This window comes from Campylobacter cuniculorum DSM 23162 = LMG 24588, assembly GCF_002104335.1.
GTDB lineage: Bacteria > Campylobacterota > Campylobacteria > Campylobacterales > Campylobacteraceae > Campylobacter_D > Campylobacter_D cuniculorum.
On sequence record NZ_CP020867.1, the window covers coordinates 1,612,295 to 1,626,244 of the forward strand.

14 protein-coding genes are annotated in these 13,950 nt (G+C 32.5%); 4 read left to right on the forward strand and 10 right to left on the reverse strand.

The window, feature by feature from the left end:
* Nucleotides 1-5: 5 nt before the first annotated feature.
* From CCUN_RS08020 to rpsU, 6 genes are all read right to left on the reverse strand, one after another.
* Nucleotides 6-497 (reverse strand): hypothetical protein, encoded by a 492-nt coding sequence (locus tag CCUN_RS08020; protein WP_035175800.1) that lies wholly within the window; start codon nt 495-497, stop codon nt 6-8.
* A complete protein-coding gene (locus CCUN_RS08025; protein ID WP_027305770.1) occupies nt 494-985 on the reverse strand; it encodes a YajQ family cyclic di-GMP-binding protein in 492 nt (163 codons plus the stop codon). The genes CCUN_RS08020 and CCUN_RS08025 overlap by 4 nt, the downstream gene beginning before the upstream one ends.
* Nucleotides 975-1,907 (reverse strand): D-2-hydroxyacid dehydrogenase, encoded by a 933-nt coding sequence (locus CCUN_RS08030; RefSeq protein ID WP_027305769.1) that lies wholly within the window; start codon nt 1,905-1,907, stop codon nt 975-977. The genes CCUN_RS08025 and CCUN_RS08030 overlap by 11 nt, the downstream gene beginning before the upstream one ends.
* Complete coding sequence (locus CCUN_RS08035; RefSeq protein WP_027305768.1) at nt 1,908-3,080, reverse strand: glutathionylspermidine synthase family protein; 1,173 nt, start codon at nt 3,078-3,080, stop codon at nt 1,908-1,910.
* Nucleotides 3,081-3,092: 12 nt separating this feature from the next.
* On the reverse strand, nt 3,093-3,683 hold the full coding sequence (locus CCUN_RS08040; RefSeq protein ID WP_027305767.1) for a UPF0323 family lipoprotein: 591 nt from the start codon (nt 3,681-3,683) through the stop codon (nt 3,093-3,095).
* 163 nt (nt 3,684-3,846) lie between these two features.
* Nucleotides 3,847-4,059 (reverse strand): 30S ribosomal protein S21, encoded by a 213-nt coding sequence (rpsU, locus tag CCUN_RS08045; protein ID WP_027305766.1) that lies wholly within the window; start codon nt 4,057-4,059, stop codon nt 3,847-3,849.
* Nucleotides 4,060-4,256: 197 nt separating this feature from the next.
* Here rpsU and ccoG point away from each other — a divergent pair, with 197 nt between their 5' ends.
* From ccoG to CCUN_RS08065, 4 genes are all read left to right on the forward strand, one after another.
* On the forward strand, nt 4,257-5,624 hold the full coding sequence (gene ccoG / locus CCUN_RS08050; protein ID WP_027305765.1) for a cytochrome c oxidase accessory protein CcoG: 1,368 nt from the start codon (nt 4,257-4,259) through the stop codon (nt 5,622-5,624).
* An 87-nt stretch (nt 5,625-5,711) separates the two neighbouring features.
* Entirely contained in the window at nt 5,712-6,809 is a 1,098-nt protein-coding gene (locus CCUN_RS08055) for an efflux RND transporter periplasmic adaptor subunit (RefSeq protein WP_027305764.1), read from the forward strand.
* Nucleotides 6,809-9,943, forward strand: coding sequence for an efflux RND transporter permease subunit (locus tag CCUN_RS08060; RefSeq protein WP_027305763.1), 3,135 nt, complete (start codon nt 6,809-6,811; stop codon nt 9,941-9,943). Before CCUN_RS08055 ends, CCUN_RS08060 begins: the two co-directional genes overlap by 1 nt.
* The gene (locus CCUN_RS08065) at nt 9,936-11,372 is read left to right on the forward strand and encodes an efflux transporter outer membrane subunit (protein ID WP_051521708.1); all 1,437 of its coding nucleotides are present in this window, start codon (nt 9,936-9,938) and stop codon (nt 11,370-11,372) included. Before CCUN_RS08060 ends, CCUN_RS08065 begins: the two co-directional genes overlap by 8 nt.
* 4 nt (nt 11,373-11,376) lie before the next feature.
* On the opposite strand, the gene cmeU is transcribed toward CCUN_RS08065, so the two are convergent.
* From cmeU to glmM, 4 genes are read right to left on the reverse strand one after another with little or no spacing between them, the layout of a single operon-like run.
* The gene (gene cmeU, locus CCUN_RS08070; RefSeq protein WP_027305761.1) at nt 11,377-11,628 is read right to left on the reverse strand and encodes a CmeU family protein; all 252 of its coding nucleotides are present in this window, start codon (nt 11,626-11,628) and stop codon (nt 11,377-11,379) included.
* Between the two features lie 24 nt (nt 11,629-11,652).
* A complete protein-coding gene (hemJ, locus tag CCUN_RS08075; RefSeq protein ID WP_027305760.1) occupies nt 11,653-12,096 on the reverse strand; it encodes a protoporphyrinogen oxidase HemJ in 444 nt (147 codons plus the stop codon).
* Nucleotides 12,083-12,559 carry a signal peptidase II gene (gene lspA, locus CCUN_RS08080; protein WP_027305759.1) on the reverse strand — a complete coding sequence of 159 codons (477 nt, stop codon included), beginning with the start codon at nt 12,557-12,559 and terminating at the stop codon, nt 12,083-12,085. Before lspA ends, hemJ begins: the two co-directional genes overlap by 14 nt.
* Nucleotides 12,559-13,890 (reverse strand): phosphoglucosamine mutase, encoded by a 1,332-nt coding sequence (gene glmM / locus CCUN_RS08085; RefSeq protein WP_027305758.1) that lies wholly within the window; start codon nt 13,888-13,890, stop codon nt 12,559-12,561. Before glmM ends, lspA begins: the two co-directional genes overlap by 1 nt.
* Nucleotides 13,891-13,950 lie beyond the last annotated feature (60 nt).

The window sequence follows — 13,950 nt, forward strand, 5'->3', positions numbered from 1 at the left end:
TATCCTTAAATACCCTTGATTTTTCTTAAAATAATTTTTGTACCTGACATTTGGTCTAAAAAGCTGATTTTATCCTCGCAAAGCTCATAAATGATTTGATAGGACTTGGTGCTGATTTTTTGGATAAAACCGCAAGTTTGTTTTTCTAAATTCTTTCCATTATATAAAGGCTTTGCCCTTAAAATATCCTCTAAAAAATCATCATAATAAGCATTTTTGAGGAATTTTTCATTGAAAATTTCTTTTTGATAACAAGCTGCATTGAGGCAAATTTTATCGCTGATTTTTAACGCGAAAAAGGGTTTTGCAAATTTGTAAAGTTCTAAATTTAAAGCTTGTTTTTCTTGCTTTAAAAATCCTGCATCATTGATTTTTAAATCCTTAGTGTTTATGAGCACCAAAACACTTTGAACAGAAAAATCTTGAGTTTTACTCGCACAAGAATTTAAAAACAAAGCCAAAAATAAAACTGAAAAACTTTTTAAAAACACATTCATTTTAAATTTTTAAAACTAAGATTTAATTCCAAATCAAGCCCTTTAACAAGTTTTATCACATTTTGAAGCTCATCGATTTGTTTAGAAACCACGCGAATTTCCTCTCCTCTAATGCTAGAACTAACCTTAAGTTTGCTATCCTTTATGGCTTTATTAATTATTTTGGCATTTTCACTATCAATACTATCATTAATTTTTAAATTCAAATGAAACATCGCCCCATTTTCGCGACCAAGTTCTTTAATCGCCTTTGTATTTATCCCTCTTTTAATCAATTTTGAAATGAGTATATCTCTTAAAACATCGACTTTTCCTTCACTTGAAGAGCTAAGGCGAAAAATACTTTCCTTTTCATTGAAACTAAGCTCACTCTTAACGCCTTTTAAATCATAACGTGCCTGAAGCTCCTTTTTAGCTTGTTCTAAAGCATTTTTAAGCTCTTGTTTATCCACAGCCGCACTGATATCAAAACTATGCTCACTTGCCATTTTCTATCCATTCTTTAAGATTATTATAAACAATTTTCATTAAAGCATCTAAAGACTCTTCACTCGCCCAAGCAATATGCGGAGTGATGATTAAATTATCTTTATGTTTAATGTTTAAAAGCGGATGGTTTTTTACCATCGGTTCAAATTCTAAAACATCAAGTCCGACGCGTATATTCTTTTCATTTAAAATTTTTGCTAGATCTTCTTCATTGATAATGCCACCTCTTCCAACATTAATCAACACAGCATCTTCTTTTAATAACATAAGTTCTTTATAAGTGAATAGATTTTTAGTGTTTTCATTTAAAGGTGCATGGATGCTTATAATATCGCTTTCTTTTAAGAGTTCTTCAAAATCAAGCCGTTTAAAATTTGCATCATTATTCTGTCCGCTTGTAGAATAATACGCAACCTCTGCTCCAAAAGCCTTTGAAATTCGAGCCACTTCTTTGCCTATTGTCCCAAGACCTACAATTCCGTGTTTTTTCCCGCTTAAGGTATTGAGAATTTTTGTATAATCTGTAAAAATTTCACACTCGCTCCATTTGCCCTCTTTGCTCCATTGATTATAAAAAACAATTTGATTTAAAAAGGCAAACATTAAAGCAAAGGTATGCTGGAGCACACTTTTGGTCGAATACCCTGCAGCATTTTTAACAATAATATTTTTAGATTTTGCATAAGCAAGGTCTATATTATTAACCCCCGTTGCTGTTTCTAAAATAAGCTTTAAATTTGTATTATCAAGCACTTCTTTGTCAATGATGATTTTATTCACCATTGCCACATCAGCATCTTTTAATCTCTCAATCACCTTATCTTTAGGAGTTGTTCTATAGCTTTGAAATTCACCAAATTCTTTAAAAACAGATAAATCATAATGACCCAAAGTCGCAGCATCTAAACAAACAATTTTCATTCAATCCTCCTTTATAATATGTCCTACAAATTTCGAAGAATTATCTAAAATCAAACCACCTTTTCTAAAACCCAAACCACAACCCTCATAAGCAAAAAACACTCCGGCTTGATAATATTCATTTTCATAAGAATTCAATTCAGTGTATTCTTGATAAATAAATGCATTGTTAGCATAAGGTCCTATATTTTCGTGTAAAATTTTACCTTCTTTTACCACACTTATATTTGCCCCTTCTCTACCAAAAACAGGTTTTTTTACATAGGATTTACCCTCTAAAGGTTTATCCTTTGTTTCTAAAAGTAAGGGATGATTTGGATAAAGCTCCCATAAAATTTTCAAAATGCCTTTGCTTTGAAAAAGCAAAGTATAAGCAGGATTTAAGATAATCGCCTTTTGATTTCTCATCATTTGTGTTAAAAGCATAGCAAGCTCTCCCTCTTCTATGGCTATATCCTCCCAAGGAATGAGCTTAAACCAATATTCATAATTTTCTCCATTTTTAAAAATCCCCTCTTCGCTAAATTCCACCTCATCAACATAAGAAAAATTTGTCACAAAGCCCGCTTCTTTAGCAATATGTTCAAGCAATTTCGTTGTCATTTCTTCTTCTTTATTTCCTGCTATGCTTGAAAAAAGAATTTTCCAACCCTCATAGACCTCATCGAAATTTTCTACATTTTCATCAAGGGTAACAAGTCGTTTAAAATTATCCATCAAACATTCATAAATGCTATTAAATTGCGAACTTTCATCGCGTTTATTTTGTTTTAAAATCGCCCATTGTAAAATTGCACTTTCAAACAAAGCTGTTGGAGTGTCAGCATTAAATTCAATCAATTTTATAGCTTTTCCATCAAGTCCCCCTGCTAAATCAAAGCGACCATACAAATGCCAATGCACCTCATTTTCCCAACTCATTTTAATCGCGTCAATGAGATTAAAAGGAATGCCAAGCTCATCAAAGCGATTTTTATCAATCACCTCTTGTGCTGCAGCTATAAACATATCATAAAGCTCATTAACAGCTTCGTAATATGCATTTGCTTCATTTTCTTTAACACAAACTAATTTATTGTCGATATAATCACTCCCATCTTCATCAGTGTGCCAAGAAAAACCTATACTCTCTAAATAATCTTTTTTTAATTTTTCAAGCCTTAAAAATTTCATCATCCCTACCTTTTAAGAACCAAAAGATGAGCTGCTTGTCGCTTTTGAACCCCCGCCAAAAAAGCCTGATTTTGTGCTCGAGCTCGCTTTTGTGCCACCTGCATTGTTAAAGTTATTAACACTTCTTTGATAGGCACTTTGATTAGAAAAAGCCCCTCTTTGCTGATTTGCAAAATTTTGATTGTTAAAAAGCTTTGAACCTATCCAGCTTCCAAGAATCGCCCCTGCTGCACTTGCAAGTATAGCCTCGCCCAGCCCTAAACCTCCGCCTGAACTTATTTGAGCATTGTCTTTAGTGAGATTTGAAGTGCCATTGTCAATTTTAGCCGCCTCATCTTTGATGAGTTTGTCCATTTCTTCTTTGGTTAAAACCCTTTCACTCCCATCAAGAGCCTGTAAAACCACTCTTGTTTCATCGCTTGGAAATTGGTCTTTGATTTTATATTCACCCGGAGAAACCTCTTCAATGATAACAAAAGCACCCTGTTTAATTTGTTGATTTGAAGCTGTATTATCTTCTCCACAGCCCACCAAAGCTCCTAATGCAATAGCACTCAAACCTCCTATCATACCAATTTGGATAATTTTTTTAATCCTTTTCATAAAAGTTCCTCTCATGACTAAAATTTAAATTTAAAAAGAAATTTTTAAAAGATTTTAGCAAAAAACAATTAATTACAATGTAAGTTCAAAGATATAATTTTAAGATTTTAAATCGATTGAGGAAATTTGAGTTTGGGTAAAAAGCCGAAAAAAATCGGCTTTTTTAGAGTTTTGACTCGTAGCGTCTGAGCATATAAAGTCTTTTAAGCATCTTTTTACGTGCTGAAATTTTTTGCTTTTTACGCATTTCAGTTTTAGGCTCAAAAAATCTTCTTGCTCTCACTTCGGTAACAACAAGATTTCTATCGACTTGTTTTTTAAATTTACGATACGCCTCGTCAAAAGACTCATTAGGATGCACCTTAATTCCCGGCACAGCCCTCACCACCTTTCTTGTTAAAATTTATTAATATAGTTTTTCTAAAGGGTAAAATTTTAATCAATTTATCATTAAATTTAGCTTACAAAAATTTTTAAAAAATTTTATAAGAAAATTTGTTTTTTTAGTTATAATTGTGAAAATATTTAATTTTTGATTAAAAAATATTTATCAAAAGAAAAGGGAGAGTTTCAATGCAACAAGCTTTAACACATCTTACTCATTATGCACAAAAGCGTTATTTGACCTATTTTGTGATTATGATTTTAGTTTTGGCTTTACCTTTTTTAAGAATCAATGATAACCATTTTTTTCTTTTAAGTTTTGACCATAAAAAACTTAACTTACTTTTTTTCTCCTTTGACACTCAAGAATTTTATCTCATGCCCTTTGTTTTGATTTTGCTTTTTTTAACGATATTTTTTATCACCACACTTGCAGGACGTATGTGGTGTGCGTGGAGTTGTCCTCAAACCATTTTTAGAGTGATTTATAGGGATTTAATCGAAACCAAACTTTTGAAAATTCGCCAAAATATACACAATAAACAAAAAGAGTATCCAGGGCATTTTTTAAAAAAATCAATCGCTGTTATACTTTTTTATATCTTTTCTTTACTTGCAACAAGTGGTTTGCTTTGGTATTTTATACCTCCTGAAGATTTTTTTGTTTATCTTGCAAATCCGGGTGAGCATTTGCTTTTACTTGGAATTTTATTCTGTTCTTCTTTGTTTTTAACCTTTGATATTGTTTATTTGCAAGAAAAATTTTGTGTTTATGTTTGTCCCTATGCAAGAATACAATCTGTAATGTTTGACCACGATACCATACAAGTTATTTATGATGAAAAAAGAGGTGGAGTGATTTATGATGGCAAGATTAAACTTCACAAAAAGCCACCTGTTGGAGAGTGTGTGGGCTGTGAAGCGTGTGTGAGCGTGTGTCCAACTCATATCGATATAAGAAAAGGTATGCAACTTGAATGCATTAATTGTCTTGAATGTGCCGATGCCTGTTCTAAAATACAAAATAAATTCAATCGTCCAAGTCTTATCAATTGGACAAGTGCAAGGGCTTTAGAAACGGGTAAAGGAGTGAGATATTTAAGATTTAGAACCATAGCTTATGGTATCGCACTTTCGGTTGTTTTTATTGTGTTATTGACAATGAGCACAAAAAAAGAACACATGCTTTTAAATATCAATCGTAGCAGTGAGCTTTATCATATATCTCATAAAAATGGAAATTTAGAAATTACTAATGCTTATACCTTCTTATTTCAAAATACAGACAGCCGAGATCATGAATATTATTTTGAAGTTGATTTAGAAGGAATTAATCAAGCTGTTAAAATTATAAGACCAAGCAAACCTTTTAAACTCAAAGCGGGTGAAAAAACTAAAAAAATCGTTGTACTTCAAGCAAACCAAAAACTTGGAGATGATGATAAAAAAGATATTATCTTTCCGCTTCATATCAAAGCTTATGCCTTAGATGATGAAAAAATCGTTGTTTTTAGAGAAAGTATCTTTGTTTATCCTAAAAATACACTTTTAAAATGATTTTATAGGCAATGATTTACTTTTGATTAATATATTTTTATAAAATAACACACTTAAGATATTTTTATAATCAAACAAGGTCAATCAATGAAATTTTTTAAACATCATATTGTTTCAATTCTGATTTTTGGTATTTTTATAAGTGCTTGTAGCAAAGAAGAAACCACTGCAATCCCTGCTCAACCTGTCAATACAATCACGGCAAAAAGCGAAAATATCCCCTTAAGATTTAGCTATCCTGCGAAACTTGTAAGTGATTATGATGTTATCATTAAACCACAAGTTAGTGGAGTAATCATTAAAAAATATTTTAAGGCTGGGGATTTAGTAAAAGAGGGAGATAGGCTTTTTCTAATTGAACCCGATAAATTTCAAGCAAATGTTAATATGGCTTGGGGAAAAGCTTTGATGGCAAGAGCGGATTTTGATAACGCGAATAAAGATTATGGAAGAAATAAAATTTTGTTTGAAAAAAAAGCTATTTCTCAAAAAGAATATGATACAAGTTTGGCTTCTTTTAAGACCACAAAGGCAAATCTTGAAAGTGCAAGAGCTGAAGTAGAAAATGCAAAAATTGACCTTGCACATACAGAAATTAAAGCACCTTTTGACGGGGTTGTGGGCGATGCTTTGATTAATATAGGAGATTTTGTCAATGCTTCAACAAGCGAACTTGTGCGTATAACGAACTTAAATCCAATTTATGCTGATTTTTATATTTCAGATACTGATAAACTCAATATTTCACGCAACACGCAAAGTGGCAAATGGGAACTTGATAATTTGATTGCAAATTTAAATCTTAATGGTGAAAACTACAAGGGAAAATTATATTTTATTGATTCCGTGATTGACGCAAATAGCGGGACGGTTAAAGCTAAAGCTATATTTGATAATAACGATTCAAAACTTTTACCGGGTGCTTTTGCAAATGTTAGCACCGATGGTTTTATCCAAAGAAATGGCTTTAAAATTCCACAAGTTGCTATTTTGCAAGATCAAAAAGAGGTTTATGTTTATATTATAAAAGATGGAAAAGCAACTAAAACTCCGGTGCATATTAGCTCTCAAACAAATGACTATGCAGTGATAGATAAAGGATTAAAAAACGGAGATAAAATCATCGTTGATAATTTCAAAAAAATTCGTCAAGGCAGTGAAGTTATGGAGATTAGGAGCAAATAATGTTTTCTAAATTTTTCATAGAAAGACCTGTATTCACTTCTGTTATAGCCATCATTATCTCCCTTGCAGGAATGATAGCCCTTTTTTCTCTACCGGTTGAGCAATATCCGTCTTTAACCCCTCCAACTGTGCAGGTTCAAGCCACTTATACAGGAGCGGACGCACAAACTATTGCTAAAACCGTTGCAACGCCGATTGAAGACGCAATTAATGGTGTTGATGATATGATTTATATGGATTCAACGGCTAGTTCTGGTTCTTTGAGATTGACTGTGTATTTTAATATAGGCACAGACCCCGATCAAGCTACAATCAATGTTAATAATAGAATTTCAAATGCCACTGCTAAACTTCCAGAAGAAGTAAGAAGACTCGGTGTAACGGTAAGAAAGGCATCTACAGCAACACTTGAAGCCATAACTCTTTATTCGACTGATGGAAGTATGGATTCGACTGAAGTGTATAATTATATCATTTTAAATATTTTAGATGATTTAAAAAGAGTGCCCGGAGTTGGTGATGCAACGGCAATTGGAAACAAAAATTATTCTATGCGTTTATGGTTAGATCCTGATTTGTTAAATAAATTTAATATTACTGCTACAGATGTTATTAATGCAGTAAATGAACAAAATGCTCAATACGCAACGGGAAAAATCGGAGAAGAACCCGTAACACAAAAATCACCCTATGTGTATTCTATCATTATGCAAGGACAGCTACAAAATGTCAGTGAATTTGAAAATATCATCTTAAGAGCAAATGATGATGGTTCTTTTCTAAGGGTTAAAGATGTAGCTGAAGTCGAAATTGGCTCTCAACAATATGTTTCTCAAGGCAGGGATAATGGAGGCGATGCTGTGCCGATTATGATTAATTTGCAATCGGGTGCAAATTCTATCCAAACAGCAAATCTTGTTAAAGCAAAAATGGAAGAGCTTTCAAAGAATTTCCCTGAAGGCTTAAAATACCGCATTCCTTATGATACAACGATTTTTGTTAAAGATTCAATCAAAGAAGTTATTAAGACCTTTGTTGAAGCTTTGATTTTGGTTATTATCGTTATGTATATGTTTTTGAAGAATTTTCGCTCAACTGTTATCCCTATGATAGCAGTTCCTGTATCTATTTTAGGGACTTTTGCAGGTCTTTATGTCTTAGGCTTTAGTATCAATTTACTCACTCTCTTTGCTTTAATTTTAGCCATTGGTATTGTGGTTGATGATGCTATTATTGTGGTTGAAAATATTGATAGAATTATACATGAAGATAAAAACATTAGCATTAAAGAAGCAGCAATTATGTCGATGAAAGAAATTACCTCCCCTGTTATTTCTATCGTTTTAGTCCTTTGTGCTGTATTTATTCCCGTTTCATTTATATCAGGTTTTGTGGGCGAAATTCAAAAGCAGTTTGCTTTAACGCTTGCTATATCTGTTACTATATCTGGTTTTATTGCTCTTACTCTCACTCCCGCTTTGTGTGCTCTATTTTTACAAAGAACACATGAAGCACCTTTTAAATTTGTTGAAAAATTTAATGATTTTTTTGATTGGTCTACTGAAGCTTTTACAAAAGTTGTTAGATTTGTTTTAAATCATGTAATTTTATTTTTATGCTTATTTGTTTTGATGATTTTAACAATGATTTTTTTGTATTTTAAAGTGCCTAGTTCTTTGGTGCCAACAGAAGATGAAAGCGTTATTATCACAGTTACAAACTTACCAGCAGGTGCTGCACTTCATCGCACAGTCGAATTTACTGATGCAATGTCACAGGATTTAAAGGAAAATCCAAATATTAAAGATAGTATGGCAATGATTGGCTTTGATATTTTTACAAATTCACTCAAAGAAAATTCTTCTGTAATGTTTGCTAACTTAACAGATATTTCAGAAAGAAGCACAAGCTCGTTTGATGTAGTAAATGGACTTAACAGAAAGTATTTTATGGATACAAGAGCTCAAGCCTTTTTCTTGAATCCTCCACCTATACAAGGTCTTAGTATTACAGGTGGCTTTGATATGTTTGCACAAAATCGTAGCGGAAAGAGCTATGCTCAAATTCAACAAGATGTTAATCAGCTCGTCATAGCAGCACGTTCAAGACCGGAACTTTCTAATGTTAGAACAACGCTTGATACGGGTTATCCACAATTTCAATTGTTAATTGATAGAGATAAACTTAAATCTTATAAGCTTAATTTACAAGATGTTTTCAGCACCATTGCTTCGACAATAGGCACTTATTATGTCAATGATTTTTCAATGTATGGAAAGAATTTTCAAGTCAATATTAGAGCAAAGGGCGATTTTAGAAACACTCAAGATGCTTTAAAGAAAATTTATGTGCGTTCAAGTAATGCAGAAATGATTCCACTCGATGCAGTGCTCACTCTAGTAAGGACAAGCGGACCTGATGATGTTAAAAGATTCAATCTTTTCCCAGCAGCTCTTGTGCAAGGTGATCCGGGTCCGGGTTATACTTCAGGACAAGCTATTAAAGCAATTGCAGAAGTTGCAGAACAAACCTTAGGAGAAGATTATACAATAGCATGGTCTGGCTCTGCTTATCAAGAGGTTTCAAGCTCTAGTTCGGGAATGATTTCTTTTGCTTTAGGACTTGTTTTTGTCTTTTTAATCCTTGCGGCTCAATATGAAAGATGGCTTATGCCTTTAGCTGTCATTACCGCTGTGCCTTTTGCGGTATTTGGTTCTTTGCTTTTTACATATTTAAGAGGGTTTATCGATGTTCAAATCAGCAATGATGTGTATTTTCAAACAGGATTGTTGCTTCTTATAGGACTTTCAGCTAAAAATGCCATTCTTATTGTAGAATTTGCAATGGAGGCACATCTTAAATCGGGAAAAAGTATTTTCGAAGCTTCACTTGAAGCAGCAAGACTTCGCTTTAGACCTATAATCATGACTTCTTTAGCTTTTGGCTTGGGAATTTTACCTTTGGTTTTTGCAACGGGTGCAGGAAGTGCGAGCAGACATTCTTTAGGAACAGGACTTATTGGCGGTATTGCAGCAGCTTCAAGTATCGCAATCTTTTTTGTGCCTTTATTTTTCTATATTTTAGAAAGCTTCAATGCTTGGATTGATAAAAAAAGAGGAAAAAATCATGCGTAATCTTTTATTGATTTTTTTGGTTTTTTTCATCAGTTCTTGTTCTTTAAAACCAAAATTAAATATACCTCAAACTCAATACACTTCAAAAGAGGACAATATAAGTTTATCCAAAGAATGGTGGAAGGGTTTTAATGACGCAAATTTAAATACTATCGTCAATCAAGCCCTAAAAAATAATACTGATTTAAGAATAGCCTATGTGCGTATGGAGCAAGCTGCAGCACAATTTGGAATTTCTTTGAGTGATTTATTTCCAAAATTTGATGGCAGTGCGAGTGGAGCCAGAGCAAAAACCTCCATTAATGATCCAAACAATCAAACAAATCGCTTCATTTATGGAAATGATTTTACAATGGGCTTAGGATTGAGTTATGAAATTGATTTATGGGGAAAATATCGCGACAGCTTAGGTGCAGCAAGAGCAGCTTTAAGAGCAAGTGAATTTGACTATGAAGCTGCAAGGCTTTCTTTGATTTCAAATGTTGTGCAATTGTATTTTAACCTCGCGAACGCTTATGAGGCAATGGATATTTTAAAACAAACCCTTGATGCTTATACTCAAACTTATGGTGTCAAACTTATGCAATATGAAGTCGGAACGATTGGAGAATACGAGCTTGAGCAATCTCGTGCAGAACTTCAAAGCGTTAAAGCACAATATACAAGTGCTATTGAAACAAAAGAAAATTATCTTAAAGCCTTAAAGATACTCGTATCAAGTGATTTTGATGATATTCTTTATAAAGAGCAAGATTATACAAAATTTAGTGCTTATGCCCTTGCCTTACCTGAAGGCATTGGAAGTGAAATTTTGTTGCAACGTCCGGATATTAACGCTGCTTTAAAGAGACTCACTCAACAAAATTATCTTGTTGGTGTAGCAAGAACGGCTTTTTTACCTAGTCTTTCTTTGACAGGGCTTTTTGGCTTTGAAAGCAACGATTTGGATACTTTAATCAAAGGTGGAAGTAAAACTTGGAATATAGGCGGAAATTTCTTAATGCCTATTTTTCATTGGGGTGAAATTTATCAAAATGTCAATCTTGCAAAATTAAGCAAAGATGAAGCCTTTTTAAACTATGAAAATACCTTAAGAACAGCTTTTGGTGAAATAAGACTTGCTTTGGTGCAAAGAAAAACAAGTATGCAAAATTATGAAAATTACAAAAATTTACTTCAGGCTCAAGAAAAAATTTATGAGCTTGCAAGCATACGTTATGAAAATGGAAGCATTCCTTTGATTGAATATTTGGACGCTAGAAGAAATTTATTGAGTGCTAAAATTTCTTTTGCAAATGCAAATTATGCGATGGCAAATGCTATCGTAGAAGTGATTAAAGCCTTTGGTGGAGGTTTTGAAGTGGATGAAAATTTAAGCAAAGAAATCGAAGAAGATTCTAAAACTTTAGATATGTCTTTTAGAAAATGATATTCTAAAAGTCTTTATCCAAATCTTTTTCTTTAATTTCATAGGCTTTAAAAATCGAAGGCAGAAGCTTTCTCATCGCATAGTCAAAATGATAAAAATGTTCATAGACTTCTTTAGCATTTAAATCCTTAGCTTTTTGAAAGTCAAACACATCACTTTTTGGCATTTTTTCAATATTTTCATCAAAAAATTCATAAAATTTTGCCCTTTGTTTGAAAAGTTCATTTAAATTTTGAATGATTTTAGTTTTATCCATTTTATTTTTCTCCTTGATTTGAAATTAAAAAGGTTTAATGACCATCATTATAGCTATACCGATAAAAATTAAAGTAGGAATTTCATTATAAATTCTAAAATATTTCCCGCTTTTTTTGCAAGTATCCCTTGCTAATTCTTTCAAGCAAAAATAATTATGAAAATGATAAAAAAGCAAAAGTATCACAAGGCTTAATTTAACGTGCATAAAACCAAAGGATAATAAATTTTTATTGAGTATGAGCATTAAAATTCCTGTGATAACACTCATCAACATTGCTGGGGTTTGAATGTATAAATAGAGCTTTTTTTCTTGAATTTTTACCACTTCAACAAAGCCTTGATTGTCTTTATGTTCGCTATGATACACAAAAAGTCTTGGCAGATAAAAAAGCCCTGCCATCCACGAAACAAAGCTTAAATAATGCACCATTTTAATCCACAAATAATACTCGCTAAAAATTTCCATTTTTTTTCCTTTTGTTAAAATTGATAAAAAGTTCTTGCATTAAAATCAAAAAAACGCTGACATTAATCATCACATCAGCCACATTAAAAATCGCAAAGTCAAACCACTTATGCCAATAAAACATATCCACAACACCTCCGTGTATGAAGCGGTCTAATAAATTTGAACTTCCCGCACCAAGCATTATCCCAAAAGCTATGATATGCTGTTTAAGAAAGGCTTTTTGCCATAAAAGATAAGCAAAAAGACAAAGCAACAAAGCTAAATGCAAGTATTTAAGATAATGCTCTAAAAAACTTAACATAGAAAAGGCTACACCTGTATTTAAAACATAAGTAAGATCTAAAAACTCACCCTCATAACGCAAACCTTTTAAAGTTAAATTCTTAACTGCTTGATCAAGTAAAAAAACTAAAATAAAAAAACTTAAAAAGATTCCTATAAATTTAAGATTCTTAATCATCATAAAGCTTTCTTAAAAAACTCTACAACCCCTTTCATTTCTCTTTCTAAAAGTTTTAAATCTTTAGCCTCTAAAAGCAAACGAATGAGATTTTCAGTCCCTGAATATCTGAATAAAAAATTGATATTTTTATCCTTTAAATGAGTTTCTAATTCTTTTAAACCTTTGATTTTTTTTAAGTCTTTTTTCTGTGAAATTTTGAGATTAAACAAAAGCTGCGGATAGGGTTTAATCTGTCCTAAAATCGCACTTGCTGTTTTTTTCTTTGAAAGCATTAAAGCACTAAATTGAAGGGCTGCAATCAAGCCATCTCCTGTTTTTGCATAATCGCTAAAAATAATATGCCCACTTTGCTCACCCCCAAAATTTCCTCCGCACATTTTAAGTTTTTCAAGGACAAATTTATCCCCAACATTACAAGTTTGAAGTTCTATGCCTTGTTTGTTTAAAAATTCTTTTAAGGCTCCATTACTCATTATCGTAGCGACCACACTTGATTTGAGTTTATTTTGTTCCTTAAGATAAAGAGCAAGCACACCTAATAAACTATCGCCATTTGCCACTTCACCCTTTTCATCAACCACTACAAGTCTATCCGCATCCCCATCAAAGGCAAAACCAATATCTGCACGAAATTTTTTCACTTCACAAGCTAAATTTGCAGGATGTAAAGCTCCGCAATTTTCATTGATATTTAAACCATTTGGTTTATCATTAATCACAATCACCTCTGCACCAAGTTCTTTAAAAACCGTTGGAGCAACTTTATATGCGGCACCATGAGCTACATCTAAAACAATGCGTAAAGATTTTAAAGTTAAATTTTTTGGAAAAGAATTCTTAATCGAAACGATATATCTTCCAATCACATCATCAATTCTTTTAGCTTGACCTATATCATTCATCGTAACTTTAGAGCTTTCAATGAGTTTATCATCGAAATAAATTTCTTCAATCTTTTTTTCTATATCTTCGCTCAATTTATTGCCATCAGCTCCAAAAAATTTAATTCCGTTATCATAATAAGGATTGTGCGAAGCTGAAATCATAATCCCCGCATCACAACGCATATCTTCGGTTAAAAAAGCAATGGCTGGTGTAGGCATAGGACCAATTTGTATCACATTATAACCCACTAAAGTTAGTCCTGAAACAATGGCATTTTCTATCATATAACCACTTCTTCTCGTGTCTTTTCCCACTAGAATATTTTTCGTAATGCTCTTATCTTTAAAATAAATTCCAGCTGCCATTGCTAAACGCATAGCCAAAAAAGAATCAAGAAATTCTCCTGCTTTTGCACGCACTCCATCAGTTCCAAAAAGCTTCATTATAAACCTTTCAAAAGTTTTCAAATATTATAACGTTTAGAAGTAAAGAAATTTAAACAA

Coding starts and splice junctions, on each gene's coding strand:
- lspA (WP_027305759.1), bottom strand. CDS start 12,559: ATGATTAAGAATCTTAAATTTATAGGAATCTTTTTAAGTTTTTTTATT.
- CCUN_RS08040 (WP_027305767.1), bottom strand. CDS start 3,683: ATGAAAAGGATTAAAAAAATTATCCAAATTGGTATGATAGGAGGTTTG.
- CCUN_RS08030 (WP_027305769.1), bottom strand. CDS start 1,907: ATGAAAATTGTTTGTTTAGATGCTGCGACTTTGGGTCATTATGATTTA.
- CCUN_RS08035 (WP_027305768.1), bottom strand. CDS start 3,080: ATGAAATTTTTAAGGCTTGAAAAATTAAAAAAAGATTATTTAGAGAGT.
- ccoG (WP_027305765.1), top strand. CDS start 4,257: ATGCAACAAGCTTTAACACATCTTACTCATTATGCACAAAAGCGTTAT.
- CCUN_RS08060 (WP_027305763.1), top strand. CDS start 6,809: ATGTTTTCTAAATTTTTCATAGAAAGACCTGTATTCACTTCTGTTATA.
- CCUN_RS08055 (WP_027305764.1), top strand. CDS start 5,712: ATGAAATTTTTTAAACATCATATTGTTTCAATTCTGATTTTTGGTATT.
- CCUN_RS08020 (WP_035175800.1), bottom strand. CDS start 497: ATGAATGTGTTTTTAAAAAGTTTTTCAGTTTTATTTTTGGCTTTGTTT.
- cmeU (WP_027305761.1), bottom strand. CDS start 11,628: ATGGATAAAACTAAAATCATTCAAAATTTAAATGAACTTTTCAAACAA.
- glmM (WP_027305758.1), bottom strand. CDS start 13,890: ATGAAGCTTTTTGGAACTGATGGAGTGCGTGCAAAAGCAGGAGAATTT.
- CCUN_RS08025 (WP_027305770.1), bottom strand. CDS start 985: ATGGCAAGTGAGCATAGTTTTGATATCAGTGCGGCTGTGGATAAACAA.
- hemJ (WP_027305760.1), bottom strand. CDS start 12,096: ATGGAAATTTTTAGCGAGTATTATTTGTGGATTAAAATGGTGCATTAT.
- CCUN_RS08065 (WP_051521708.1), top strand. CDS start 9,936: ATGCGTAATCTTTTATTGATTTTTTTGGTTTTTTTCATCAGTTCTTGT.